This is a genomic window from Aestuariibaculum suncheonense, from assembly GCF_014596935.1.
GTDB lineage: Bacteria > Bacteroidota > Bacteroidia > Flavobacteriales > Flavobacteriaceae > Aestuariibaculum > Aestuariibaculum suncheonense.
Window position 1 is genome coordinate 194,813 of record NZ_JACVXC010000005.1, and the last position, 26,437, is coordinate 221,249.

The window sequence follows — 26,437 nt, forward strand, 5'->3', positions numbered from 1 at the left end:
TTATTCTTCTATAATTTTTGAAACCACCAAATAGCCTTTTTTCTCTTTAGGAAAGTTTTCAATAATGATTTGCTTTTCGGTGGTCGAACTTTCAATCACTTCGTCTTCTCTTAAATCGTTTATCGATAGACAATGATTACGATTATTATTAAAAGAGTTATTATTTGTTGGCTGTGCATTTTTAATTACATCAAATAATTTGTTCACGGCCTCACTGGGCTGGGCTCCTTTAATACTCGACAAGATGTCGACGGTCATAATTTTACTCATGTCTTAATAATTTTGGGTTAAAAAAAAGCCTTCCGAACTCGGAAGGCTTTTTTACATATATTTTAAACAATAACCTTCCTGTCCTAACTTTTAGGATTATTGAAATTATTATTGTTATTGATTACTATCATTTTTATTTCTTTGTTTTCAAATATATAGAGAATAAACATACGATACATTATTTTTTTAAGTATCCTGCAAGGTATTATTGAATTGTTAAAAAAGATTAAAATAATTTGTTGTTTGTATAATGAAATGGTTGTTTGTGTTTAATTTTTAAAACCGGACTTAATGAAACGAAATTTGATATTGAAGCACAACCATGCCTTTATAGTCCTTTTGTTCTAAGGATATGGCGTCAAATATCGGGCGATGCTGATATCCAATGCTTATTTTATTGTCGTGAGAGCCTTTTATTAGAAAGTTTACTGTAAAATCATAAACTGTCATGTTATCATTTAAAGCGTCCCAATTGGAATGTTGTATGGCAATATTAGGTTGAATAATTGTAGGAAGGTTTAAAACGTTTGTTTCTTTAAATGCGTAACCAAATTGCCCGTACCAGGTGATTCCTGTTCCAATCATAGGAAATGCAACGCCTGAACCATTAAAGTCGGTTCCACCTCCGGTTGTTGGATTATTCGCTCCAACATTACGGATATAGTCTTTCCCAAAATCATAATTGAAGTAGCCCAAGTAGGCCGTAATGGCATTGCCATTAGATAGCGGAAGATTTAAGAACGAATCTGCTGCATAATGCGAAATGTCATAAATGTTAGTGTCTTCAAGATTGGCATCGCCATCGCTCATGGCTTCGGGTTGAAATTGAAATCCACCACCTATATTAAGGACTTTTTTCTTTTGCAGATAGGTGCCTGTTTGATAAGCCGATTTGTTAGATTCGTGATTAAAAAATTGATATTTTACATATGCCGAAGTTTTTACTCTGGGCTTGTTATTCGCAAAATTAACTGCACCATTGGGAATAGTTTTCACGTAGAAAGGTCTATTAAACGTCATACGGTAATCAAAATGACCTGCCTGACCTTTAATCCAAAGTCCGAACAAACGGCCAATATCATCGTTAATTTCAACAGAATTCAAGGTGAATAGAGGTGAGTCCAGGCCCATAAGCGTTTTGCTGCTTCGTATATTCCATCGGTTAAGGCCTTGCCAACCCGATTTTCCAAAGCCAATTTCAAAGTACTTGGCAAAAGAATATTCTGCATATAAGTCTAAAATACCAATAGGGAAGGTGTCACCCTTAAAATTGTAATTGTTGCCACCAAACATGGCATAAGTATATATTTTCGGGGTTATTTGAGCTGAAATAGGAATGCGTAATCTACGAATGGAAATATCGAAAAATTCTGAAGTCGGTTCACCATGAATTTCTGAGCCTTCATTTAAATCGGAATACCTGAGCCAGAATTGTGAAGTAATATTCCAGTTAAATGTTGGTTTGAATTTATCATTTTCCTGAGCGAATAGTGTTGCAGGGAATATAAATAGGAGTAGTAGGTAAAATATTATAGTCTGGTTGTTTATTTTCATAACAATGGTAAGTTGTTTAAAGGTTACTAAACAAAGTTATTACGAACTAAATGATGAAAATGTGACAAACATCATGTTTACCATGAATTTAAACTTTTTATGCTAAAAAGGGGTGGTTTTTCTTGTGAAAAAGTCATTTTGAAGTGGTATTGTAAACCGTAAATAAGTCTTTAAATGCGTTGTAATTGATTTTTGTAAAATTCAAATTTTACAAAACAAATAAAAACGGCAAAATCAATTTTAAGGCCTTTTTTAAGCGATTTAAGACATTTTTAATTAATTAACAATTGTTGATAATTTATGGATAAAGTCGATAAAAAGCTTTTTGAAAGCTTTGTTATTTCGTATATTTGTTTGTATCGAGAAAATGATGCCTGTGCGTCATTTTTTTATGCGTAAACTAGAACAAAATTTAAGATAATTTCGAAATATGAGCGAAGCAAAAGAAGAATTTAACAAGCATGGCTATTCGGCCGATAGCATCCAGGCTCTTGAGGGTATGGAGCACGTGCGTATGCGTCCGTCAATGTATATTGGAGATGTTGGAGTTCGTGGATTACATCACTTAGTATATGAGGTAGTTGATAACTCGATTGACGAGGCTTTGGCAGGGCACTGTAATAATATAACAGTTACCATTAATGAAGATAATTCTATTACTACTGAAGATGATGGACGAGGTATTCCTGTAGATTTACATAAAAAAGAAGGTATTTCAGCACTTGAGGTTGTAATGACTAAAATTGGTGCTGGAGGTAAATTCGATAAAGATTCCTATAAAGTATCTGGTGGTTTACACGGGGTTGGAGTGAGTTGTGTTAACGCACTTTCAGAGCACCTAAGAGCAACCGTGCACCGTGATGGTAAAGTATGGGAACAAGAGTATGAGCGCGGTAAATCGTTATATCCTGTAAAGCAAATCGGGGAAACCGATAAGCGCGGAACTATTGTGACTTTTAAGCCGGATGCAACTATTTTTCAGCAAACTGTAGAGTATAGCTATGATACATTAGCAAGTAGAATGCGTGAGTTAGCTTACTTGAACAAAGGCATCACTATCCATTTAATAGATAGACGAGCAACCAAAGAAGATGGGACGTTTGAAGGTGAAACTTTTCACTCAGAAGAAGGTCTTAAAGAATTTATTAAGTATTTAGATGCTACTCGTGAGCCTTTAATGAAAGATGTAATTTCTTTTGAAGGCGAGAAAAATGGGGTGCCTGTAGAGGTAGCTATGGTGTACAATACATCGTATGCTGAAAATTTACACTCTTACGTAAACAACATCAATACACACGAAGGAGGAACACATTTATCAGGGTTCCGTCGTGGGTTGACGCATACATTAAAGAAATATGCGGATGAATCAGGTATGTTAGACAAGTTAAAGTTTGATATTGCGGGAGATGATTTTCGTGAAGGTTTAACAGCGATTGTTTCGGTAAAAGTTGCCGAGCCTCAGTTTGAAGGACAAACCAAAACGAAATTAGGTAACCGTGAAGTATCTGCTTCTGTAAGTCAGGCGGTTTCTGAAATGTTAGCCGATTATTTAGAAGAACATCCAGATGATGCTAAGATTATTGTTCAAAAAGTGATTTTAGCAGCTCAAGCACGTCACGCGGCTCAAAAAGCACGAGAAATGGTTCAGCGTAAAACCGTTATGAGTATTGGCGGTTTACCAGGAAAATTAAGTGACTGTTCGGAGCAGGATCCTTCAAAATGTGAAGTATTCCTTGTCGAGGGAGATTCGGCAGGAGGTACAGCAAAACAAGGTCGTGACCGTGCGTTTCAGGCGATTTTACCTTTACGTGGTAAGATTTTAAACGTTGAAAAAGCGATGTCGCATAAAGTGTTTGAAAACGAGGAGATTAAAAATATTTTTACTGCTTTAGGGGTAACCATTGGCACTGAAGAAGATAGTAAAGCCTTAAACTTATCGAAATTACGTTACCACAAGATTGTAATCATGTGTGATGCCGATATTGATGGTAGCCACATTGCGACGTTAATATTGACATTCTTTTTCCGTTACATGAAAGAACTTATTGAAGAAGGTCACGTGTATATTGCAACACCACCTTTATATTTAGTTAAGAAAGGTAACAAAAAGCAATATGCTTGGAATGATAAAGAACGTGATGCTATTACAGAAGAATTTGGTGGTAGTGTGAGCGTTCAGCGTTATAAAGGTCTTGGAGAGATGAACGCAGAACAACTTTGGGATACGACTATGAATCCTGAATTCAGAACACTGCGTATGGTTCAAATTGATAATGGTACTGAGGCTGATAGAATTTTCTCTATGTTAATGGGTGATGAGGTGCCACCGCGTAGAGATTTCATTGAAAAGAATGCAGTTTATGCGAATATTGACGCTTAATTTATAGTATTGAATATATTGAAAAGGTCGCTTATTTTAAGCGACCTTTTTTTATTTTATATGTTTTTTTGAAATTTATAAAATACCTAAACGAACACCAGGTGTGCTTAGGCGAACGCTGGTGTTAAAGGAGCGTTGTCTTGGAGCATTGTAATAATAATGATATTGATATCTGTAGTAATAAAATGATGCGTGCTGATAATAATGATCACTATGGTGACAATGATTGTTGCAATGGGTGTAATGTTCGGCATAAGCATCCTGTTTGCCTTTCATATAGGCTTTATATGCTTTTTTATCACGACGTTTTAAGGCTTTTTCATAGTCTTTTTGCTCTTCCCAAAATGTGGTTTCATCGGCTTTGGTTTTCGCTGAAAATTGCTGCTCAAATTTAGCGTCTTCCGCGGCACGTTTCTGATAATACGATGTTTTATCTTGCGGGTTTTCATTTTGTTCCTGAGCTTGCAGATTAAAAGAAAAGCTTAACGCTAGTAGTATTGCTGATGTTTTAAAAAGTTTCATAGTCCTTATTTTATGTTTTACATGACGCTCTAAGGGCGTTTCATTAATAAGACAACTATATTTAGTTTTTCCCTACCGCAGTTTTATGCAAAACAAAAAAAGTCAGCTTAATTTTAAGCTGACTTTTATTAGGACGGTAAGATGGGATTTTAAAAATCGAATCCCACTGAAAATTGCCATACACGGTTTTTAGGGTTTCCATCATCATAAATGTCTCCCATACCTAGGTGGTATCTTATGCCAAATGAAACGCCGGAATCGGTTTTAAAGCCGCCTCCAAAGTTTACGCCCCAATCAAAATTATCAGGTTCTGTTTCTCGATATCCATCAAAAAATAAACCTTTATATTCTTCTTTATGTGACACGGCTAGGCCTACTTGTGGTCCGACTTCTAAAAAGAAGTTATCAGCAGGGTATAGTTTTAGCATTAAGGGCAGGTTTAAATAATCCAGTTTTTGCGTGAAAGTTGCATTGCTGTTTTCGAGTTCGTAACCTTGTTGTGAGTATAAAAATTCAATTTGGAGGGCTATATTTTCATTGAGAAAAGATTCGCCGTAGAATCCAATGTGGAAACCGTGGCGTTGTCCTGTTTCGTAGTCGTTATCATATTGCACGGCAGCTAAGTTGTAGCCTCCTTTTATACCAAAATTTGAATCTTGAGCAAATGTGTTTAAGCTAAAAACTAAAGCACAAACAATTGTAAAAAATAAATTTTTCATGAGTGTAGGTTTAATTAAATTAATGAGTTATTTGCCGCCGTTTGCTTGTAAATCGGCCAGGCATTTCGGGTCTAGTTGCGGTACTGTTCCGGCATTAAAAAGGTTGCCAAGGCTTGATGAGCTTTCGGCTGCCCAGTACATTAAGCAGCTTTCAACATCGCAATGTTTTTCGTGTTCAGGATCTTCGTGGTCTTCGGTCATGGCGGTGCCTAAATTGGTAAGTCCTAAGATGTGACCAAATTCGTGGTTAATGACCGTAGATTCTAAAGTAATTCGGTTAGGTTCGTATCTACTATCACTAAATCCGTGTAGGGTTTCTTCGTAAATAACGAAGGAAGTATTTCGGTATGCTGTGCCTAATACCACGCTGGTGTCGTCATTCTGGTCGGACTCACCATCGGCAAAAAACATCCAAATAGCTATTTGGTCTTCGGTATTGTAAAGTGTGCGATTTTTGTCTTCAATAGCCGCAATTTCTTTGGTGGTATAAGGTGATTCTCCGGGTGATGCAATAGCCCGTTTTTCTACGGTAATACCTCCGGGTTTGTAAATTCGAGCGTTTAAAAAATTTTGAAAGTTACTAATGGCGGTTGATGTAGGAGCAAAACCTTCAACATAAACTAATTCTATGATTAAGCTTTTATAGGTGTCATCAGAAAGAATATCGAAAGCAGAGCTTCCTGTTGCCTGCTGATTTTCAATTTTAAAATTGGTTGAATTGCTAGAGTTGTCTTTGGTACACGAGCTAAAAACCAATGCAGCCGTAAGTAATAGAAGTAGTTTGTGTTTCATGATTGTAAATATAACTTTTTTTAAAAACAGCCACCTGTTTTAGGTGGCTGTTTTATCATAACATACGTTAAAAATGTAGGTATGGTTCTAAATTTTCACAAGCACAAGTTTTAGTAATGAAGTCGTCGAGCTTTCTAATGTTATGGTGTTTTCGTCATAATTGGTTACTGTCCAGGTTTTATTTAATAAGTTTAGAGAGGTATTGCCCAAGAAGCTTAATTCCAGCATTACTTCTAATTCTGAATCTACCATATAAGACCCATTAACCGTGTTTAAAGAATTATCGGCAACAACACTTAAATCGTTAGAGAAAGCTATGGTATAGTCTACAAAATCGCTGGTTGTGTCTATACCGGCCACAAGAAATGATTCAACTTTAAAACTGGTATCTGCCAAAATTTCTTCTAAAGTTTTCGCATCTTCTTCAGCTTCTTCCATAGTTTTTTCGGTAGCTGTACACTCATCAATACGGGTTTGTAAATCGGCGTCACTTGAAATTTCAATAGTACTATCGCCATTGATTGTTGCTGTGATTGGGTAAGAAATACTGTAGCGTTCGTCGTCACCCATACTGCTCATGTAAGTATAAAGCGCCTGATCGGTTTCTACAACAAAACTGCCAGTTTGTTCAGCATTTATATCAAAAGTTAATATAGTAACCGGGTAGTCGATGTTTAAACAGTTAATAGCTTCTTCAGCATTGGCTTCGGCTTCGGTACATGCATCCATTAGGGCGTTGTATTCTGCTTGACTGTTTATCGTTGCTTCGGTATAATTGCTAAGTTGAACAGTTAAAGGGAAGTGTAAAATAACGGTGTCTTCATCGTTAGTAATTGCTCCCAAAATGTTTAAGACTAGAGATAAATCTAACTGACTTAATAAAGTAATTTCCTGATTATTTACAGTAGCGGTGTAGGGGTACATGATAGACGAGCAGGAGATGCCATCTACAAAATCGTCAAAGCTTCCGTCGTACATTGAAGTACGTTCAAAATTACTCGTTGCCGTAGAGTTGGCAGAGTTTGTGTTCGGGTTTAGTCCGCTTTCGCTATCAATTTCATCCTGACAAGAGGTTAAGGTTAATGTTGCGGCTAAAACTAAAGATGTAATGAATTTTAATTTTTTCATGATCAATTTTTTAGGGTTGTATTTTTCTTTTTTCAGCAAATTAATTTTGCATTTCTATAGGTTAGACACCCACAAGAAAATTTACCCTACCCCTTTTTTTTAAAAATTTAAAAATAATGCAATTGCTCTAATTTTAATATATTGTCACACCTTAATAACCAATTGAACTAAAAAATAACATGTTCTTTATTGGAGAGCATGCCTCAATTTTAAAATTAGAATGGAAAGTAACGAAAATAAGCTTTGTGAAGAAACCTACTTTAATACCTTTTATTTACAACATGTGCAGTCGGCTTCTAACTTTGCATATTACAAGTGTGGCGATAGCGACTCAGCTTTAGATTTTGTTCAGGATGCTTTTTCTAAAATCTGGGAGAATTGTTCTAAAATCGATTTTACAAAAGCAAAAAGTTATTTGTTTACTACGATTAATCATTTGTTTTTAAACAAGGTCAAACATGCTAAAGTGGTTATGCAATATGCTAAGGCTGTACCTTATATCGATCAAACTAACGAAAGTCCGGAGTATATTTTACAGGAAGAAGAGTTTAAAAAGAAGTTACAAGATGCGATTGCTTTGTTAACCGAAGCACAACGAGAAGTGTTCTTGTTGAATAGAATTGAAGGAAAAAAATATCGGGAAATAGCAGAGTTATTAGGTGTGTCCCAAAAGGCAGTCGAGAAACGTATGTCGGGAGCTTTAAAGGTTTTGAGGGAACATATTGAAAATATTTAAAAGACGGGTAGGGTAAATTAAAAGCTAAGTGTCTTAAAATTGTAAGCTAGAAAAATGAAGAATAATAATGACATATTAAAATGGTTTGATAATGAGTTAAGTGAGCAGGAGTTTTTAGAATTAAAACAAACTGAAAATCTTGAAATACTGGAAAAAATAGCTCATTATGCTAAACATATGCAAGCGCCTGAAGTCGATGCTCAGGCAGCTTTGACGGCATTTAGAAATCGAAAGTTACGTAAAAAATCACCAAAAGTGATAACTTTTAATTTTAATACCGTGTTGAAGATTGCTGCTATTTTAGTAGTTATGTTAACGTCATCTTATTTTTTATTTTTTAATAATGATGTAAACTTTGAAACTGAAATAGCCCAAACCGAAACGCTCACTTTACCCGATGGATCGGAGGTTATTTTAAATGCTGCTTCAAAATTGCATTATAGTAAAAAGGAGTGGCAATCTAATCGCTTACTGGATTTAGACGGCGAAGCTTTTTTTAAGGTTCAAAAGGGAGAAAAATTCACAGTTAATACGTCTGCAGGGACTGTTCAGGTTTTAGGAACTCAGTTTAATGTTAAAAAACGTACGGGTTATTTTGAAGTACAGTGTTACGAAGGTCTGGTAGCTGTAAATTATAATAGTAAAATAGTAAAACTATCACCGGGAAAATCATTTAGAGTGGTTGATAATACTATTCAATTGGTGGACGATTTTAAAGCTGAAATACCATCTTGGCTACAGGAAGAATCATCTTTTGATAATGTGCCTTTAGGTGAAGTTCTTAAAGAGTTACAACGCCAGTATAGTATAATAGTAACATTGCAAAACGTAGATGAATCGGTATTGTTTAAAGGAGCATTTACTCACAAAAATTTAGAAATTGCTTTGAAGTCTATAACAATTCCTTTAGATTTAAATTATAAAATTGAAGGCAAGCATGTTGTACTTTCAAAGAAGTAAACACCTTAAAATAGTTTTTTGTGTTGTTCTGTTTGTAAGTCATTTTGGTTACGGACAGAACGCTGATAAAATCAAATTATCCCAGTTTATAGCAACAGTTGAACAGCAGTTTGATGTTAAGTTTTCTTATGCGTCTCAGGATGTATCTGATATTTTTATCAAAGCTCCACAATACGAATTAACACTTCAGCAGGTTATAGAATATCTAAACGTCAAAACCCTTTTAAATTTTCAGATTTTAGATAATCGTTATGTGACGGTTTCAAAAACAGATAAGCAGATTTCTGTTTGTGCCCAGGTGTTTGCAGCGGAAGATAAACAGCCGTTGTTTGGAGCATCCATTTATATTAAAAATTCACAAACAGGAACGGTGACTGATGATCAGGGCTATTTTGAATTGAAAACCATTCCTGTGGAATCCGTTATTACCTTGTCTTATTTAGGATATAAGGACGTTGAATTGAATGCCGTTGATTTGTTTTTAGGTAATCCATCCTGTAAATCAATATTTCTGGAAGAAAACAGCGAGCAACTTAATCAGGTTGTGATCACGAAGTTTTTAACAAACGGAATACAAAAGTTGGTGGATGGAAGTACCGTATTAAACACAAAGACCTTTGGAATTTTACCCGGATTAACCGATCCTGATGTGCTACAGTCTATTCAGGCGTTGCCAGGAATTGAAAGTGTAAACGAAAGCATAGCCAATATCAATGTGCGTGGGGGCACCAATGATCAGAACTTAATCTTGTGGGATGGTATAAAAATGTATCATTCCGGTCATTTTTTTGGATTGATTTCTGCCTATAATCCCAATTTAACGGAGAAGGTTACGGTAACAAAAAACGGTACAAGTAGTGAGTTTAGTGATGGTGTGTCGAGTACGATTGATATGCGAACAAAAAACACCCTTACGAATAAGTTTTCTGGTGGTTTTGGCGCAAATTTAATAAGTGCCGATGCGTTTTTGGAAATCCCTTTAGCGAAAGATCTGGAACTTCACATTTCAGGACGTCGCTCGTTCACCGATGTCTTTAAAACCTTTACCTATAATAATTATTTCGACAGAAGTTTTCAGGATAGCGATATTCGAACTCAAAGAGAAACCAGTGGTGATATCGATACATCTTCTGATTTCAAATTCTACGATTATACGGCTAAACTGTTATTTAATTTAGGAGATAAGCATAAGTTTAGAGCCAATTTCATTGAAATCAATAATGATTTAGTGTACACCGAACAAGTGGTAAATACTTCAGGAGAAACTCAATCGAAATCGAGTAATTTGTCTCAGAAAAATAAGGGGTTTGGGGCACAATGGCAGGCGAATTGGACGAATGCTTTTATAACAAAATTTAATGCCTATTATTCGAAATATAATGTTGATGCTCAGGATTATAATGTAGATTCTGATCAGTTGTTAACCCAGGCAAATGAGGTTTTAGAAACCGGTTTTAAATTGAATACACATTATAAATTCAGTAAAGACGTGACGTTTTTAAATGGTTATCAGTTTAATGAAACCGGTATTTTAAATGAAACAGCAGTAACAGTCCCTTCGTACTTTAAAATTAAAAAGGATGTGTTGCGTAATCACGCTTTGTATTCGCAATTAGAATTAAATACCGCAGAAACGTTTTTAAGAGCTGGTATTCGATTGAATTATTTCGAAAAATTTCATCGGTTTTTAGTTGAACCCCGATTGAATATCAGGCAGAAGTTGGTTGGCGCGCTTTCTTTGAAACTGGGAGGTGAATTCAAAAATCAGTCAGCCACACAAATTGTCGATTTTCAGGATGATTTTTTAGGAGTTGAAAAGCGTCGCTGGATTTTAGCAAACGAAGAATCTATTCCTATTTCTCAAAGTAAACAAAGCTCTTTAGGCGTTGAATGGAATAAAATGCATTTTAACATGGGTGTTGCTGGCTTTTATAAAAATGTAAAAGGCATCACGGCGAGTAATCAGGGGTTTTACAATAACTTTCAATACCTAAGTGCGATTGGTGAGTACAGTTCCAGAGGCCTAGAATTTCTGGTGAATAAAACGGCAAACAAGTACAGTACGTGGCTGAGTTATACTTATTCGGTAAATGAATATAGGTTTGAGACTTTTGAACCTTCAGTTTTTTCAAATAATGTAGATATCAGGCATTCGGTTTCTCTGGCGTTTAATTATGATATTTTAGAGCATTTAAAAATATCAGTCGGCGGCATGTGGCGTTCAGGGTTGCCTTATACAAAACCTGTTGAAGGGAACGAAACGATACAATCAGGGAATAATATTTATGTGAATTACGATACCCCAAACAGTGAAAATCTAGATGAGTTTAAGCGGGTTGATGTATCCTTGAGTTATAAATTTCAGATGTCATCTTCGGTAAATGCCTCATTAAAAGCTGGAGTGTTGAATGTAACGAATTCTAAAAATATCATCAATAGATATTATAAAATCGATCCCGATGATTCTAATAAAACGATAGAGGTAAATAATACATCATTACGATTAACACCAAATATGAGTTTCAGAGTACTATTTTAAGTAAATTTAATGTCGTTAAAACGTTAATTTTTAGCGTTGAAACGAAATTATGATTCTTTTTTTTACTTTTGATTATAACCCTAAACATACATAATGAAAAAAATAGCCTTATTCACAATCTTTGGTTTAGCAACTTTAGTGTCCAAAGCTCAAAACGATGTCGATGCCCTACTTATTGCCGGTGTTGAAAACGCCCAACGTTTTGCAAATGATTATTTAGCGCCAGCAACTAATGGTTTAATGTATAGTATGAATGCCAATTGGTTTAATACGGCAGATGCTAAACCTTTAGGTGGTTTTGAAATCTCGCTAGTAGCAAATGCGTCTTTGGTGGGTAAATCGGATAAGTCGTTTTTAATGAATATTGCAGATTATAATAGTCCGGATTACGATTTTACCTTGGCATTCGAAGATGCATCGGCTTCAAAACAAGTCGCTACGGCTTTGGGTGAAAATAATCCTGATATAGATATCATTATTACAGATAAAACTAATCCGTTGTCAAGCGAACGCATCACTTTGCCTTCTGGTATTGGTAATGCCAGTGGTAATTTACTGCCTTCGGCATTTATACAGGGGAGTGTTGGTTTAATAAAAGGCATTGAGGTTAAAGCACGTTTTATGCCGGAAATAAAAACAGATGAGGTGGCTTTTAACATGTATGGAGCCGGGTTGCAATTTGAAATGACCAAGTGGTTGCCTGCCGATAAATTATTACCTGTTGCACTTTCAGGCTTGGTGGCTTATACGCATCTTGGTGCTTCTTACGATTTAACCGAATCTTCAGGTGTTGATGGAAATAATCAAAGGTTGGAGAATGATACAAATACTTGGTTGTTTCAGTTAATAGCTTCAACTAAGCTGCCAGTTATTAATTTTTATGGAGGGGTTGGGTATATTAGCGGAAAATCCGAATCTGATTTATTAGGAACCTATATTATTACCACAGGACCTTTAAGTGGGTCTGAAGCTATAACAGATCCATTTTCAGTTTCCAGTAAAGTTTCTGGCGTGCGAGGAACTTTAGGAACTAAATTGAAAATTGGCTTTTTCAGATTCAATGCCGAATACCATTTAGCCGAGTTTAATGCCTTTTCTGTTGGTTTAAATTTTGGTTTTAGATAAGAGTTAATTGTATAAGGAAAAATAATTCAAAAAGTGTGAGATTTAATCTTGCACTTTTTTTATTTAGAGTATATTAATTTGTAAATTTGTTAGGGAAATTCTAAGTTTTTAGCTTATTCTTGGCTAAACTATTCCCTAAGTTCTATCTTTATAACATTGATAAAATTCAAAATACATATTAAACTATAAAACATTAACATATGAAAGTTACAGTAGTAGGCGCAGGCGCAGTGGGAGCTAGTTGCGCAGAGTACATTGCCATTAAAAATTTTGCTTCAGAAGTCGTTTTGGTAGATATTAAGGAAGGTTTTGCGGAAGGAAAAGCCATGGATTTAATGCAAACCGCTTCGTTAAATGGTTTTGATACTAAAATTACAGGAGTAACAGGAGATTACAGTAAAACAGCAGATAGCGATATTTGTGTAATTACATCAGGAATTCCAAGAAAACCGGGTATGACTCGTGAGGAATTAATTGGTATTAATGCAGGAATTGTGAAGTCTGTGGCATCCAGCTTAATCGAATATTCCCCAAACACCATTATCATTGTAGTAAGTAATCCAATGGATACTATGACGTACTTGGTGCACAAAACAACAAACTTACCTAAAAACCGTATTATTGGTATGGGTGGTGCTTTAGATTCAGCACGTTTTAAATACCGATTAGCTGAAGCTTTAGAAGCACCTATTAGTGATGTAGACGGGATGGTTATAGGCGGACACAGCGATACCGGAATGGTACCATTAACATCACATGCAACAAGAAACAGTGTAAAAGTATCTGAGTTTTTATCAGAAGAACGTTTACAACAAGTAGCTGAAGATACTAAAGTTGGAGGAGCAACGCTTACTAAACTTTTAGGAACGTCGGCTTGGTATGCCCCAGGAGCAGCTGTTAGCGGATTAGTTCAGGCGATTGCCTGCGATCAGAAGAAAATGTATCCGTGTTCAACCTTATTAGAAGGAGAGTACAATTTATCTGATATCTGTATTGGTGTTCCGGTAATTTTAGGTAAAAACGGTATTGAAAGCATTGTAAATATTCCGTTAAGTGATGCCGAAAAAGCACATATGCAAGCCAGTGCCGAAGGGGTTAGAAAAACCAATGGCTTACTGGAATTATAAGATTCTATTATAAAAATTTATATATTTTAAGGAAAGACTGTAGAAATACAGTCTTTTTTTTATATTTGGCGCATGAGAACAAAATGGTACTTTGGTGCTTTAATCGTATTAATTTCCTTTTTAGGTATTTATCAGAACAGAACATCTGAACCTAATCAGGAGATTATACTGCAATTTACAGATGTTGAAGTGACATCTGATGAAGCCCATACAGCCATTTTAGAGGTAACCAGCCAACTACAGGCTATAGGAGCCGATGCCGTTCAGGTAAAGCAACTGCAAAATGGCAAAGTGGTTATCTCATACTACAGTACTGCCGATGTAGACAGTATTAAAGAGTTATTGTCTGATGACGATTCGCTACAGGTTGGTTATGCTAATACAGCGAAAAATAACTTCCCTTCGGACGACTCTAAAGCATACAAGTTCGATGTGTTCGAAATTCACAAAGCCAATGATGTGCCGTCAGGCTTTGGAGGAAAGCACATACTTAGTGCTAAGCAGGACTTCGACAGGTTTTTTAATCCGTACGTTTATTATTTTAATACTTCAGAAGACCTAAACGATGATCTTATTGTTGAGGTTGCGTTAAAAGTATTTAGTGATATCGCTGTTACCATAGATAATACAGCGGGTAATATACCGGAAGTACGAGCGGGCCCAGTAACTTTAGGGTTAGCTTAAAATAAACATCTGTTGATTATTAAGTAATCGACAACAAGTCTATACTTCAGTTTTAAATAAAGGCTTCCCAATAACTCAAATTATATTCTTAAAACACTCTGAAAGATTTTAACCTTTTAGAATATTTACAATTTTAATTAACTAAAAGCGTGTCAAAAAGTTAGTCATCGGTTTTGATGAATCAGATGAAGATGAATTAGACACAAAAACAACAAAACATGCAAAATAAAGGATTAGTAAAATTATTTGCAGTTTTATTCGGATTGGTTAGTATTTACCAGCTATCATTCACGTTTAAAGCAAGTCAAATAGAAAGTACGGCAGAAGAAGTTGCCATTAACAAAGTCTCTGAAACAGAAGACGATTATCGTGCAAAACGCAGTGCAGAAGAATTAAAGTATTTAGATGCGATTGCTAACGATACTGTATTTAACATGGGTATTGCTAAATTCACTTATAGTGAAGTGAAGCAAAAAGCCATGAACCTTGGTTTAGATTTAAAAGGAGGTATTAACGTAATTCTTCAGGTGTCTGTAAAAGACATCTTAAAAGGATTAGCAAATCATACTAAAAACCCTGTATTTAATAAGGCATTAGATGATGCTTCAGAATTACAAAAAGATTCTCAAAACACCTATTTAGAAGATTTCTTTATCGCTTTCGATAAAATTAAAGGCGATACCAAATTAGCATCTCCTGATATTTTCTATACAAAAACTTTAGATGGAGAGATTGATGGAAGCATGACCGATAGTGAAGTAAAAGTCGTTATCGAAAGGAAAATTGATGAGTCTATCGTTTCAGCTTTTGAAGTATTACGTAAGCGTATTGATGAGTTTGGGGTAACATCTCCAAACATTCAGCGTTTGGGAACTTCTGGTCGTATTTTAGTAGAGTTACCAGGGGTTAAAGATATTGAAAGAGCAACATCATTATTACAAAGTACAGCACAATTAGAGTTTTGGGACGCATACAGAGGAGAGCAGTTTTTCGGATTCTTATCTCAGGCAAACGAAACTTTAAAAGATATTGTTGATACAAAACCGGAAACAGCGCAGGTTGAAAGCAACGATCAGGAAGATGCAAAAGAAGATGCTATCGATGATCTTTTAGGAGATGCAACTACCGATTCTACTGCTGTAGATACTGTAAATCCAATTTTCGATTTAATTCGTGGTCCCGGATACCAAGGCGGACCAATTGTTGCTTATTTTGAAGTTGCAGATCGCGCAAAAGTATTAGACTACTTAAACAAGCCACAAGTAAGAGCGTTACTTCCTGCAGAAATGCGTTACACAAAGTTTGCTTTTGGTAAACCGGAGAAAAACAGTGAAGTAGTTGGATTATACGCTTTGGCCGGAAACAGAGATAACGAGCCACAATTAAGTGGAGCAGTAGTAACAGATGCACGTCAGGAATATGACCAAATGAATAGACCAACAGTATCTATGCAAATGAATGCAAAAGGTGCTAAAATCTGGGAAGAAATGACGGGAGAGGCATTTACTAATGGAAGCCAGATAGCTATTGTTTTAGATAACGTAGTTTATTCGGCTCCAGGAGTAACTTCAGGACCAATTTCTGGAGGTAACTCATCTATCTCAGGAAGCTTTACCTTAAACGAAGCGATTGACTTAGCTAACGTTTTACGTGCTGGTAAATTACCTGCATCGGCAGATATTATTCAAAGTGATGTTGTTGGACCATCTTTAGGTCAGGAAGCGATTGACAGTGGTACTATGTCATTCATGATTGCCTTAGCTTTAGTATTAGTATGGATGGTTATCTACTATGGCAAGGCCGGTGGATTCTCTGATATTGCAATGTTATTAAACATCTTATTAATCTTTGGTATCTTATCGGGATTAGGTGCGGTGTTAACATTACCTGGTATTGCGGGTATCGTATTAACTATTGGTATGTCGGTTGACGCGAACGTAATTATTTTCGAGCGTATTCGAGAAGAGATTGCCAAAGGTAAAGGCCAGAAAGAAGCGATTCAGGATGGATTTAGCAATGCCTTATCATCTATTTTAGATGCGAACATTACAACTGGTTTAACTGCATTAATTTTATTTGTATTTGGTACAGGACCAATCAAAGGTTTCGCAACTACATTATTAATTGGTATCGCAACATCATTATTTACAGCTATTTTCATTACAAGATTATTAATCGACTGGTATGTAAACAAAGGCGGTCAGTTAGAATTCTCTACGCCGCTTACTAAAAACTTATTCAGAAGAATTGATATCGAGTTCTTAAAGAAACGTAAAGTAGCATACATCATTTCAGGAGCCATCATCGTATTAGGATTAGGATCGTTATTTACTAACGGATTAGATCAAGGTGTAGATTTCGTTGGAGGTAGAACATACCGCGTAATCTTCCCTCAGGATGTGAGCGCTTCAGAAATTAAGAGTGTATTATCTCAACCAGATGTATTCAACAGTGCTGATGCTAAAACGGTAGGAGAAAGCAATAGCTTAAAAATTACTACCAAATACAAAATTGATGAAACTGGTAAAGAAGTAGATGAAGAAATCAGAACAAAATTATTCACAGCTATTCAACCTTATTTAGGAGGTCAGTCTTACGAAGAGTTTATCGATAACAACAATGTGAATAAAGCGATTGGATTAATGGAGTCTTACAAAGTAAGTCCTACAATTGCCGATGATATTAAGCAAGCATCATTCTGGGCGATTTTAGGATCGTTAATCGTTGTGTTCCTTTATATCTTATTCCGTTTCAAAAAATGGCAATATTCACTTGGTGCTGTTGCAGCAGTATTCCACGACGTATTAATTGTATTAGGAGTATTCTCAATAACGTACAAATTCATGCCATTCAGTATGGAAATCGATCAGGCATTCATTGCGGCGATCTTAACGGTAATTGGTTACTCATTAAACGATACGGTAATTGTATTCGATAGAATTAGAGAGTACGTTAACGAACATACAAGCTGGGATTTCAACAAAATTGTAGACACTTCATTAAGCAGTACATTAGGAAGAACTTTAAATACATCGTCTACTACATTGGTGGTATTATTAGCGATCTTCATTTTTGGTGGAGATTCTATTAGAGGATTTATGTTTGCTTTAATCGTTGGTATCGTAGTTGGTACATACTCTTCATTATTTATTGCATCGCCAATTATGTATGATACAGTAAAACGTTTAGAAGGTAAAAAGAAGAAAGAAGACTAATTTAGTTAGTTCTTAATAATAAAAAGCCCGTTAGTTTTAACGGGCTTTTTTTATGCTTAAAATTTAACATAATTTCTCGTTGAAGGCTGTATACAACTGATATGTTATTTATATACATTTGCTTAAAATTTATCTGTGATGAATTATCAATTAATACTTCAAACTGTTTAGGTGAAAACCCAGACACAGTCGCGAAAAAAGTTTCTTTTTGTTTCGCGTTGGGGCGAGTCTCTGGACATTGCTAACACAATTTACTTAGAAGGTCACGCCGTAAAATTATACATAGAAGACAAAGCGTCTAAAGAAATCGGTTATGGTTTTGTGCCCAAAGCAGCACAATGGGAAAAGCATGTTGATTGGGCCGATGTTATCGTATTCGATTATACAGGTTATGGAAAAATTGCCAGTGCATTAAGAGCCAAAGGCAAATTGGTTTTAGGAGGAACCGAGTATACAGATAATTTGGAATTAGATAGGAATTTTGGTCAGGCCGAATTAAAGAAGCATAAAATAAAAGTGATTCCTTCAAAGGAGTTTACCACGTTTAACGACGCTATTCATTATATAGAAACCCACCCGAGTTCGTATGTGTTGAAACCTTGTGGAGAAACTCAAGAACTCAAACAATTGTTGTTTGTGGGAAGTGATGAAGAAGGCCTCGACGTGATTCGAGTGTTAAAAGCTTATGAGAAATCTTGGGGAAACAACTTCGGAAATTTTCAGCTTCAGCGAAAAGTTAAGGGTGTTGAAATATCAATCGCGGCGTTTTTTAATGGGAATGAGTTTATCTATCCGATAAATATCACTTTCGAGCATAAAAAGTTATTCCCTAAAGAGCTTGGTGTTTCAACAGGAGAAATGGGAACCAGTATGTTTTGGGTTAAAGATTCTCCAATTTTTGAAGCGACTTTGCTTAAATTTCAGCATACGTTAGCCAAGCATCATTTTATTGGACATATCGATATCAATTGTATCGTGAATGGAAATGGCATTTATCCATTGGAGTTTACTTCGCGTTTTGGGTATCCGCAGGTGTTAATTCAACGCGCCGGAATTAATGAACCCATAGGGGAGTTATTTTATAAATTGGTGACCAAGCAAAAGTTTAAAATCAACACGAAGAAAGGTTTTCAGGTAGGCGCTTTTATTGTGGTGCCACCATTTCCTTACGACGATAAAAAAACGTTTAATTTATTCTCTAAAGATGCGGTAGTCGTGTTTAAAAAGAATGGAAAAGAAGGCGTGCATCCGATGCATTTAAAAAAGGTAAACGACGAATGGCTCATTACAGGAAATACAGGCATAGCCGTTTTGGTAACCGGTGTTGGCAATACCATGAAAGATGCTCAGAAAATGATGTATAACCGTATACATAACGTAATTATCAATAATGGCTATTACCGCACTGATATTGGTGACCGTTGGACTGAAGACTCCGATAAATTATGGTCTTGGGGATTACTTTAATGTTATAGGGTTATGAATTTTGAGAAGTGTTTCGAGGTAGAATCCTTTTTTTCAATCCTTCCCTTGGATTGGCAGGAAAGTATACTGCCGTTTTGGGATGATTACAAAGCTTCAACCGAATGTTTTGTTTTAAAAGAAGAAGATGATATTATAGCCGGAGGTTTAGTCTTTTCTGAATGTCCGCCAGATATGCTATATGCTAAACAGCAAGCTGATTTTTGGTTTGATACCGGTTACAAATATTTGGGGTTCATTTATGTTTTAGAATCAAAACGAGGTCAGAATTTAGGCTCTTTATGGTTGAATAGTTTGAAAGATACTTATATGCATGGCAAGTTTTGGTTAACCATAGAAGACATAAACCTGCACCATTTTTATGTTAAAAATGGTTTCCGATATGTAAAGACTTTAGATCATGGCGAACAAGAGGAAGGTTTATACATTTACCCAAATTAAACCTGAGATTTATTAAAAAGTGGGCACTTTAATTTAACTTGCAACTTTTAATAACAGGTTTAAAAAATGAGTTTTAAGACAGTTTCAATATATATTCTTTTTGTATTCGTATTATTTCAAGGGTTAAAGGGGGCCTCACAAAACATTGAAATAAAAGGCGTTGTTGTTGATGAAGTTAGTAAGCAACCATTGTCCTATGCTACCATTGTAGTTGCCAGTCTTGATACTAAACAAGCTATTGCAGGTGCTATAACTACTGAGGATGGTAGTTTTTCTCTTAACACCAAAGCATCAAAGTTTTATATAGAAGTAAGTTTTATAGGGTTTCTATCGAAAACTATTGAACAATTCAATTTAAAAAATAATACCATTAATCTGGGAACCATTGAACTTCAGGAGGATGCTTCGCAGTTAGACGAAGTGGTAGTGAAGGCAGAAACGTCCAGAACTGAATTTAAATTAGATAGGCGTGTTTTTAATGTGGGTAAAGATATTTCCAGTACAGGTATGAGTGCTTTGGAAGTCCTCAATAATGTGCCTTCGGTTAGTGTAAATATAGAGGGGATTATAAGTTTACGAGGGAGTAGTGGTGTACAGATTTTAATTAATGGAAAACCTTCTATTCTTACCGGCGAAGGTGGGGCGCTGGGAAGTATTACTGCCGATATGATTGAAAGTATTGAAGTTATAACAAACCCATCTGCAAAATATGATGCCGAGGGAACTTCAGGTATTATAAATATCATTATTAAAAAAGAGGAGCGTAAAGGTTTGAACGGTTCTTTAAGTCTAAATTCTGGAGTTCCAGATAATCACAGTATCGGATTGAGTTTAAACCGACGTTCGGAAAAGTTTAATTTATTTACACAACTGGGTATTGGCCGACGAAGTAATCCTAACGAAGGGGAGAATATTAATACAGATCTGATTAATAATACCGACCTGATGAATTCAGGAAACGAATACAGAAATGAAAAGTTTTATAATATCATTTTAGGAACCGATTATTATATCGATCCCAATAATGTGGTAACGCTTTCTGGAAATTTTGCTTATGAGGTAGAAGATCAACCTTCAAATAATCTGTTTAAGTTGTTTGATGAGAATAACAGTTTAGTATCCCAATGGGAGCGAACCGAAGTAACTGAAGCAACTAATCCTAAATGGCAGTATGAGCTTCAATATAAAAGGGATTTTGACGATCATGAAGATCACGATTTATTGTTTAGTGCTCTAGGGCAGTCATTTGCCAAAGACCAATCTTCTTTATTTAATGATGTTACGGTTTCGGGTGAAAATCGAGATGCCGTTCAACGCACTCGAGCCGATTTTAGTGATTACACGTACACATTTAAGTTAGATTATACTAAACCATTTTCAGAACAATGGCGTCTGGAAACCGGTGCTCAATATGTAATAAATGATGTAAGTAACGATTATGAAGTGGAGAACTTTGTTGATGGAAATTTTGTGACGGACGAAGGGCTTACCAATATTTTTAATTACAATCAGAATGTTTTTGGGATTTATGCAACAGGGTCTTTTGAGGGAGCGAAATGGGGATTGAAAACAGGACTTAGGGTAGAACAAACCGATTTGAAGACTTTATTGGCAAATACTAATGAAGCAAATAATCAAAATTATTTAAATCTGTTTCCAAGTGTACATACATCATATAAAGTATCAGATATGGTTTCTTTGCAAGCCGGGTATTCTAAGCGCATTTACCGCCCACGATTATGGGATTTAAATCCGTTTTTTAATATAAGGAATAGTTTTAGCATTCGTCAAGGGAATCCTAACCTAATGCCTGAATTTACAGATTCGTACGAATTGACCAGTATTTTCGATATCGGAAAAACATCGCTTAATTTTGGAGTGTATCATCGCTACACCACCGATGTGATTGAACGTATTACAACTTCCAAAGATAATGTAAACATAACAAGACCCGAGAATATTGGGGCGAACAGTACTTACGGAATTGAGTTTAATACCAAGTATAGCCCGATAAATTGGTTAACACTTAATGCCGATTTTAATTATAATACCTTTAAACGTGATGGAAGTTTTGAAGCTCAGGTGTTCGATTTTAAAGGAAATCAGTGGACTTCCAAGTTAATGGGGAAATTTAAATTGCCTGCTGATATAGATTTTGAAGCAACTGGAAATTATCAGTCCAAATATAAAACCGTACAAAGTGTAGTGAGCGATATGCTGTTTTTAGATTTAGGCCTTCGGAAAAAAATACTGAAAGGCAGAGGTGTTTTAAATGTAGGAGTTCGCGATGTTTTTGCTTCAAGAATCGATGAGAGATTTACTACCCAAAATACTTTTTTGGCTTATAGTAAAAATGCACGTGGTCGCTTTGTTACATTTGGTTTTAGCTATGGTTTTGGTAAAGGAGAAGCTATGGAATATTCCGGAGGCAGACGACATTATTAAGGTGTTTTTACAAAACTAATACTATCGTTAACAGAAAGCCTCCATTGGTCTGCTAGACCTGCATTAACTTCTAATACATATTTTGCTGGCAGGTTTGATGGTAATGATGATTCATCAAAAGGTTTGGCATTTTTCTGAAAACTCACAATTTTGTTATCATCACCAATGTAAATAATGTCTAATGAAATTCTCGTGTTTTTCATATAGAAATAACGCTCTTGAACATCATCAAAAATAAAAAGCATGCCTTGTTTGGGTTTCATGGCATCTCTATACATTAGGCCGGTCTCGCGATCAAATTCGGTATCGGCGATTTCAATATCTAGATAGACCTGAGTAGAATCGGCTTTAAAAATGGTAAGTTCGCCTTCTTTGGAGAATTGAACTTGGGTTTGTTTTACAACTTTTTTATCCTCTTTGCAACCTGTAAGGCTTAACGCTAAACAGGCTGCAAAACACAGATAACATAATTTAAAACGATTAAACATCATGTTATAATACAGGTTGTTTTGGTTTGTAAACAAACATGAAATACAGCCCGATAAGTATAAACGGAATGCTTAACCATTGTCCGGTATTTAATCCGAACCAGTTGATGTATTCGTCGCCTTGAGGTTCTTTTACAAATTCCACAAAGAATCTAATGGTCCATAACAGGATTAAAAACAATCCGAATAAAAACCCGGTTTGATCTTTTTTAGTGGTTTTAGAGTAGAAATACCATAAAATTAAAAATACAAAAACGTAGCAGAATGATTCGTATAATTGTGCCGGATGTCTGTAAGGTACAACGTCTAATAAGTTTTGAAACTGCGGATTACTAGTCACGGCATTATAGGCTTCCTGAACATCTTTGATGCCGGTTAACTGTACAATCTGACTCTTGTAATACTGATCCTGAATAAAACGTACACCAAAAGCGGAATCGGTAACCTTTCCTATAATTTCCGAATTGATAAAGTTTCCAATTCTAATGAATACGGCACCTGAAGCAACAGAAATTACGACGCGGTCTAAAATCCATAGTAAGGATTTGTAATTGTATTTTTTACGATACAAGTACATGCCAACAATAATTCCAATGGCGGCACCGTGGCTAGCTAAACCTTGAAATCCTGTAAATTCAATACCACCTTTAAATCGGAAAGGTAAAAAGATGCTAAAAAAGTCTTCTGAAATTAATTCAGACTGATAAAATAAAACATGTCCTAAACGCGCACCAATCATGGTGGCTAAAACGGTATAAATGAATAATGGGTCTAAATATTCTAAAGACACTTTTTCTTTAGTGAAAATACGTTTCATAATAAACCACCCTAGAACAAAGGCCGTAACCCACATTAAGCTATAAAAGTGTAGTTTAAAATTTCCAATGATATCGATACCTGTTATAGGGTTCCAATCAAATTTTAATAGGTACATAAGTTTTATTTTTTTAAATATGTATGTTTATCTTACTTTAAAGTGCCTCTATAATTTCAACTTCAAAAATTAAGTTGGCACGCGGTGGAATACCACGATTTCCCATTTCGCCATAGCCTAAGTGATACGGAATAAATAGGGTCGCTTTATCACCAACGCTTAATTGTTGTAAACCTTCTTTGAAACCTGGAATCATACGAGCATCCGGACTAATTTCAGCTTCAATTGGGCGATACATTCCGGCATCGCGTTTCCCTGGATTAACTATTTCGTGGGCCTCAGCAAGTTCTAATTTACTTGTGTCGAAAAGCTTTCCATCTTCCATGTATAGGCTATAATCAGTGAGTATTATGGCGGTTGACGGTAGTTTATTACCATCACCTTTTTTGCTGATATAGTATTTTAAACCTGAAGGTAAGGTGGTTGCTTCAGCTTTTTGTTGTTCAAATCTTTCTTTGGTTTCTTTTAATAAAGCTTCCATTTTAGCTGCTTTTTCTTTTTCCAGACGTTCAGCTTCAATAAAATGATTAACGAAAATATCAGGAGCATCAAAGCGTTTCGCTTCTTTACCTTTTCTAATGATGTTCAATTCTTTAATATAAACCGTATCAATTGGCGCGTCCATCATTCCAGTTTTTACTTTCGAAATACTGTCTTCAACATCTAAACCAATAACCAGTTCACCAAAAACAGAATGCTTATTATCTAAGAATGGTGTAGGCTTGTCGGTGATGAAAAATTGACTACCATTGGTGTTTGGTCCTGAATTAGCCATAGACAAAATACCAGCTTTGTCGTGTTTTAATTCCGGAGAAAATTCATCTGAAAATTTATAACCTGGTCCACCAGATCCGTTCCCGTAAGGATCGCCTCCCTGAATCATAAAGCTGTCTATAACCCGATGAAAGGTTGTGCCATTATAAAACTTTTTTCCTTTAAATTGTTTATCAACCATTGTATTTGTGCCTTCAGCTAGCGAGACGAAATTAGCAACCGTTACCGGAGTCTTATCGTAAGCCAGTTTCGCAACCATAATACCTTTACTTGTTACAAACTCGGCATACATACCATCTTCAAGTTCCGGGTATTGCGCTTTGCAAGAGGTTAAATTGGTAATCAGGGTAACAATGAAAAGTAATTTAATTGAAATTTTTAAGGGATTCATGTGGTATTCTAAATGTTTAATAGGGAATAGTTGATTTTTTATGCTTTTGTTTCAAAACTAGTCGTCTTTGGTTTTTGTGATAGAATTTAAAGTGACTTTACACATTAAAGGTGTATTGCTTCCAATTTTATTTTCGTCGCCATAATAGCCGTAAGCTTTTTGTGATGGAAATAGAAAGGTAACGGTTTCACCAGCTTTCATTAGTTTTAGCCCTTCGCGTAATCCTGTAAAAAGTTCTTCTTTATCTATTGTATACGTACGTGTTTTAAGTTCAGCGAAAGAGTAAATCGTGCTGCCATTTAAGGTTTTAACATCGTAATCGTAGTTAACAATATCACCAAAAGCAGGAGTTTGTAACGAATCGATGTCTGTTTTGGTATTATAAAAATACCAGAATCCGCTTTCTGAAGCAATATAGTCATTCTCTTGTTTTTGAGTCATGAACTTTTCTATAAGTGCTTGTTCCCTTGCATTTAGTTTTTTATTGCGCTCTACCGAAGCGTCAATAAACGAGCCCGATTTTACAGAAATAGGTCGTCTTGCTTCCGGAGATTTGCAAGCAAACGTGAATGCAATTAAGGCCAGAGTTAAAAATTTATTCATTATTCAGGGCTTTATTATAACTAGGCAATATACTAATAAATTTTTCAACGGTATCGTTTAGTGATAATTCACTTCGACCACCAGCAGCATTGATATGTCCGCCACCATTAAAATGTGATCGCGACATGTCGTTTACCGAGAAGTCACCTTTTGAACGCAAAGATATTTTAACAATGCCTTCCTGTTTGTCTTCAATAAAAATAGCAGCTAACACGATATTATCTAACGACAATCCGTAATTAACAATACCTTCGGTGTCTCCTTTTTTGTAATCATATTTATTTAGTTCTTCCTGAGAGAGCGTGATATATGCCGCGCGATGTTCTGGTAGAACGTTTAAATTCGTTAATGCACAACCCAATAATTGCAAACGCTGGTAGCTATTGGTGTCGTAAATGTTATTGTGTATTTGAGAATTGTTAGCACCTTTATCAATTAAATCAGCTATTATTCTGTGCGTTTGACTCGTTGTTGAAGGAAAACGGAACGACCCGGTATCGGTCATAATACCGGCATATAAGCAAGAAGCAATATCGGCATCAATTAAAGTTGTATCTCCTAACATAGCGATAAAAAGGTATACCATTTCGCAGGTTGAACTCATGTTGACATCGCTATAGGTATAAAGTGCGTAATCATCTGGAGTTTGATGATGATCGATCATGATTTTAATTCCGGTACTTTGAGCTAAAGCCGTTTCCATATTTCCGGCACGGTTCAGCGCATTGAAATCCAGAGTAAAAATAATATCGGCATCACTTATTAGAACATCAGATTCTTTGGTTTGTGCATCGTATTTTAAGATGTTGGCTTCACCTGGCATCCATTTTAAAAAATGCGGATAATCGTTTGGGGCGATAACATGAACTTGATGTTTGCCTTTTAGTAGATAATGATAAAGGCCTAATGTTGATCCGATGGCGTCTCCATCGGGGTTTTTATGAGGGACAATAACTATCTTTTTTTCAGTAGATAATAGTTGCTTTATGCTTGTTATTTCTTCATTTTTCATAGATGACGAAGATACAATTTTTTTAAAATTACATCGGCTTGTTTTTATTGATAAATAGCGTACTTTTGCAGCAAAATTAAAAGAGCTCCATTGTGAAGTGGTTTTGGAAATGTATT

The 26,437-nt window shown here is 35.6% G+C and carries 22 protein-coding genes; 11 read left to right on the forward strand and 11 right to left on the reverse strand.

What is annotated here, in order from left to right:
• Entirely contained in the window at positions 1-270 is a 270-nt protein-coding gene (locus ICJ84_RS13560) for an Asp-tRNA(Asn)/Glu-tRNA(Gln) amidotransferase subunit GatC (protein WP_188216953.1), read from the reverse strand.
• Positions 271-558: 288 nt separating this feature from the next.
• Positions 559-1,824, reverse strand: coding sequence for a porin (locus ICJ84_RS13565; protein WP_188216954.1), 1,266 nt, complete (start codon positions 1,822-1,824; stop codon positions 559-561).
• Positions 1,825-2,254: 430 nt separating this feature from the next.
• On the opposite strand from ICJ84_RS13565, the gene gyrB reads away from it, so the two are divergent.
• Positions 2,255-4,204, forward strand: coding sequence for a DNA topoisomerase (ATP-hydrolyzing) subunit B (gene gyrB, locus ICJ84_RS13570; RefSeq protein ID WP_188216955.1), 1,950 nt, complete (start codon positions 2,255-2,257; stop codon positions 4,202-4,204).
• A gap of 75 nt (positions 4,205-4,279) precedes the next feature.
• On the opposite strand, the gene ICJ84_RS13575 is transcribed toward gyrB, so the two are convergent.
• The 4 genes from ICJ84_RS13575 to ICJ84_RS13590 form a co-directional block, all read right to left on the reverse strand.
• Entirely contained in the window at positions 4,280-4,726 is a 447-nt protein-coding gene (locus ICJ84_RS13575) for a hypothetical protein (RefSeq protein WP_188216956.1), read from the reverse strand.
• Between the two features lie 149 nt (positions 4,727-4,875).
• Entirely contained in the window at positions 4,876-5,445 is a 570-nt protein-coding gene (locus tag ICJ84_RS13580) for a porin family protein (RefSeq protein WP_188216957.1), read from the reverse strand.
• A gap of 27 nt (positions 5,446-5,472) precedes the next feature.
• Positions 5,473-6,237 (reverse strand): zinc metalloprotease, encoded by a 765-nt coding sequence (locus ICJ84_RS13585; protein ID WP_188216958.1) that lies wholly within the window; start codon positions 6,235-6,237, stop codon positions 5,473-5,475.
• A gap of 87 nt (positions 6,238-6,324) precedes the next feature.
• Positions 6,325-7,365 carry a hypothetical protein gene (locus tag ICJ84_RS13590; protein ID WP_188216959.1) on the reverse strand — a complete coding sequence of 347 codons (1,041 nt, stop codon included), beginning with the start codon at positions 7,363-7,365 and terminating at the stop codon, positions 6,325-6,327.
• A 220-nt stretch (positions 7,366-7,585) separates the two neighbouring features.
• Between ICJ84_RS13590 and ICJ84_RS13595 the strand changes: the two genes are divergently transcribed.
• From ICJ84_RS13595 to ICJ84_RS13640, 10 genes are all read left to right on the forward strand, one after another.
• Complete coding sequence (locus ICJ84_RS13595) at positions 7,586-8,101, forward strand: RNA polymerase sigma factor (protein WP_188216960.1); 516 nt, start codon at positions 7,586-7,588, stop codon at positions 8,099-8,101.
• A 54-nt stretch (positions 8,102-8,155) separates the two neighbouring features.
• Positions 8,156-9,061 carry a FecR family protein gene (locus ICJ84_RS13600; RefSeq protein WP_188216961.1) on the forward strand — a complete coding sequence of 302 codons (906 nt, stop codon included), beginning with the start codon at positions 8,156-8,158 and terminating at the stop codon, positions 9,059-9,061.
• Entirely contained in the window at positions 9,039-11,600 is a 2,562-nt protein-coding gene (locus tag ICJ84_RS13605; protein WP_188216962.1) for a TonB-dependent receptor, read from the forward strand. The genes ICJ84_RS13600 and ICJ84_RS13605 overlap by 23 nt, the downstream gene beginning before the upstream one ends.
• 93 nt (positions 11,601-11,693) lie before the next feature.
• The gene (locus ICJ84_RS13610; protein ID WP_188216963.1) at positions 11,694-12,725 is read left to right on the forward strand and encodes a DUF6588 family protein; all 1,032 of its coding nucleotides are present in this window, start codon (positions 11,694-11,696) and stop codon (positions 12,723-12,725) included.
• Positions 12,726-12,925: 200 nt separating this feature from the next.
• Complete coding sequence (locus tag ICJ84_RS13615) at positions 12,926-13,852, forward strand: malate dehydrogenase (protein ID WP_188216964.1); 927 nt, start codon at positions 12,926-12,928, stop codon at positions 13,850-13,852.
• A 72-nt stretch (positions 13,853-13,924) separates the two neighbouring features.
• On the forward strand, positions 13,925-14,536 hold the full coding sequence (locus ICJ84_RS13620; protein WP_188216965.1) for a hypothetical protein: 612 nt from the start codon (positions 13,925-13,927) through the stop codon (positions 14,534-14,536).
• Between the two features lie 218 nt (positions 14,537-14,754).
• The gene (gene secDF / locus ICJ84_RS13625) at positions 14,755-17,751 is read left to right on the forward strand and encodes a protein translocase subunit SecDF (protein WP_188216966.1); all 2,997 of its coding nucleotides are present in this window, start codon (positions 14,755-14,757) and stop codon (positions 17,749-17,751) included.
• Positions 17,752-17,922: 171 nt separating this feature from the next.
• Entirely contained in the window at positions 17,923-19,218 is a 1,296-nt protein-coding gene (locus ICJ84_RS13630; RefSeq protein ID WP_188216967.1) for a phosphoribosylamine--glycine ligase, read from the forward strand.
• A 12-nt stretch (positions 19,219-19,230) separates the two neighbouring features.
• Positions 19,231-19,674, forward strand: coding sequence for a GNAT family N-acetyltransferase (locus tag ICJ84_RS13635; RefSeq protein ID WP_188216968.1), 444 nt, complete (start codon positions 19,231-19,233; stop codon positions 19,672-19,674).
• A gap of 66 nt (positions 19,675-19,740) precedes the next feature.
• Positions 19,741-22,119 carry a TonB-dependent receptor domain-containing protein gene (locus tag ICJ84_RS13640; protein WP_188216969.1) on the forward strand — a complete coding sequence of 793 codons (2,379 nt, stop codon included), beginning with the start codon at positions 19,741-19,743 and terminating at the stop codon, positions 22,117-22,119.
• Here ICJ84_RS13640 and ICJ84_RS13645 read toward each other — a convergent pair.
• The 5 genes from ICJ84_RS13645 to ICJ84_RS13665 are packed head-to-tail and all read right to left on the reverse strand — an operon-like array spanning position 22,116 to position 26,321.
• On the reverse strand, positions 22,116-22,610 hold the full coding sequence (locus ICJ84_RS13645) for a DUF192 domain-containing protein (RefSeq protein WP_188216970.1): 495 nt from the start codon (positions 22,608-22,610) through the stop codon (positions 22,116-22,118). The genes ICJ84_RS13640 and ICJ84_RS13645 overlap by 4 nt on opposite strands.
• A gap of 1 nt (position 22,611) precedes the next feature.
• Positions 22,612-23,541 carry a prolipoprotein diacylglyceryl transferase gene (gene lgt / locus ICJ84_RS13650; RefSeq protein ID WP_188216971.1) on the reverse strand — a complete coding sequence of 310 codons (930 nt, stop codon included), beginning with the start codon at positions 23,539-23,541 and terminating at the stop codon, positions 22,612-22,614.
• Between the two features lie 37 nt (positions 23,542-23,578).
• A complete protein-coding gene (locus ICJ84_RS13655) occupies positions 23,579-24,706 on the reverse strand; it encodes a peptidylprolyl isomerase (RefSeq protein ID WP_188216972.1) in 1,128 nt (375 codons plus the stop codon).
• A 57-nt stretch (positions 24,707-24,763) separates the two neighbouring features.
• Positions 24,764-25,309 (reverse strand): gliding motility-associated peptidyl-prolyl isomerase GldI, encoded by a 546-nt coding sequence (gene gldI / locus ICJ84_RS13660; RefSeq protein WP_188216973.1) that lies wholly within the window; start codon positions 25,307-25,309, stop codon positions 24,764-24,766.
• The gene (locus ICJ84_RS13665) at positions 25,302-26,321 is read right to left on the reverse strand and encodes a DHH family phosphoesterase (protein WP_188216974.1); all 1,020 of its coding nucleotides are present in this window, start codon (positions 26,319-26,321) and stop codon (positions 25,302-25,304) included. Before ICJ84_RS13665 ends, gldI begins: the two co-directional genes overlap by 8 nt.
• Positions 26,322-26,437 lie beyond the last annotated feature (116 nt).

Bases quoted from the DNA above. Each gene is read 5' to 3' on its own strand.
- ICJ84_RS13645 (WP_188216970.1), bottom strand. From the start codon at position 22,610: ATGATGTTTAATCGTTTTAAATTATGTTATCTGTGTTTTGCAGCCTGT.
- ICJ84_RS13590 (WP_188216959.1), bottom strand. From the start codon at position 7,365: ATGAAAAAATTAAAATTCATTACATCTTTAGTTTTAGCCGCAACATTA.
- ICJ84_RS13595 (WP_188216960.1), top strand. From the start codon at position 7,586: ATGGAAAGTAACGAAAATAAGCTTTGTGAAGAAACCTACTTTAATACC.
- lgt (WP_188216971.1), bottom strand. From the start codon at position 23,541: ATGTACCTATTAAAATTTGATTGGAACCCTATAACAGGTATCGATATC.
- ICJ84_RS13565 (WP_188216954.1), bottom strand. From the start codon at position 1,824: ATGAAAATAAACAACCAGACTATAATATTTTACCTACTACTCCTATTT.
- gldI (WP_188216973.1), bottom strand. From the start codon at position 25,309: ATGAATAAATTTTTAACTCTGGCCTTAATTGCATTCACGTTTGCTTGC.
- ICJ84_RS13610 (WP_188216963.1), top strand. From the start codon at position 11,694: ATGAAAAAAATAGCCTTATTCACAATCTTTGGTTTAGCAACTTTAGTG.
- secDF (WP_188216966.1), top strand. From the start codon at position 14,755: ATGCAAAATAAAGGATTAGTAAAATTATTTGCAGTTTTATTCGGATTG.
- ICJ84_RS13635 (WP_188216968.1), top strand. From the start codon at position 19,231: ATGAATTTTGAGAAGTGTTTCGAGGTAGAATCCTTTTTTTCAATCCTT.
- gyrB (WP_188216955.1), top strand. From the start codon at position 2,255: ATGAGCGAAGCAAAAGAAGAATTTAACAAGCATGGCTATTCGGCCGAT.
- ICJ84_RS13575 (WP_188216956.1), bottom strand. From the start codon at position 4,726: ATGAAACTTTTTAAAACATCAGCAATACTACTAGCGTTAAGCTTTTCT.
- ICJ84_RS13640 (WP_188216969.1), top strand. From the start codon at position 19,741: ATGAGTTTTAAGACAGTTTCAATATATATTCTTTTTGTATTCGTATTA.
- ICJ84_RS13620 (WP_188216965.1), top strand. From the start codon at position 13,925: ATGAGAACAAAATGGTACTTTGGTGCTTTAATCGTATTAATTTCCTTT.
- ICJ84_RS13580 (WP_188216957.1), bottom strand. From the start codon at position 5,445: ATGAAAAATTTATTTTTTACAATTGTTTGTGCTTTAGTTTTTAGCTTA.
- ICJ84_RS13615 (WP_188216964.1), top strand. From the start codon at position 12,926: ATGAAAGTTACAGTAGTAGGCGCAGGCGCAGTGGGAGCTAGTTGCGCA.
- ICJ84_RS13600 (WP_188216961.1), top strand. From the start codon at position 8,156: ATGAAGAATAATAATGACATATTAAAATGGTTTGATAATGAGTTAAGT.
- ICJ84_RS13585 (WP_188216958.1), bottom strand. From the start codon at position 6,237: ATGAAACACAAACTACTTCTATTACTTACGGCTGCATTGGTTTTTAGC.
- ICJ84_RS13605 (WP_188216962.1), top strand. From the start codon at position 9,039: ATGTTGTACTTTCAAAGAAGTAAACACCTTAAAATAGTTTTTTGTGTT.
- ICJ84_RS13655 (WP_188216972.1), bottom strand. From the start codon at position 24,706: ATGAATCCCTTAAAAATTTCAATTAAATTACTTTTCATTGTTACCCTG.
- ICJ84_RS13665 (WP_188216974.1), bottom strand. From the start codon at position 26,321: ATGAAAAATGAAGAAATAACAAGCATAAAGCAACTATTATCTACTGAA.
- ICJ84_RS13560 (WP_188216953.1), bottom strand. From the start codon at position 270: ATGAGTAAAATTATGACCGTCGACATCTTGTCGAGTATTAAAGGAGCC.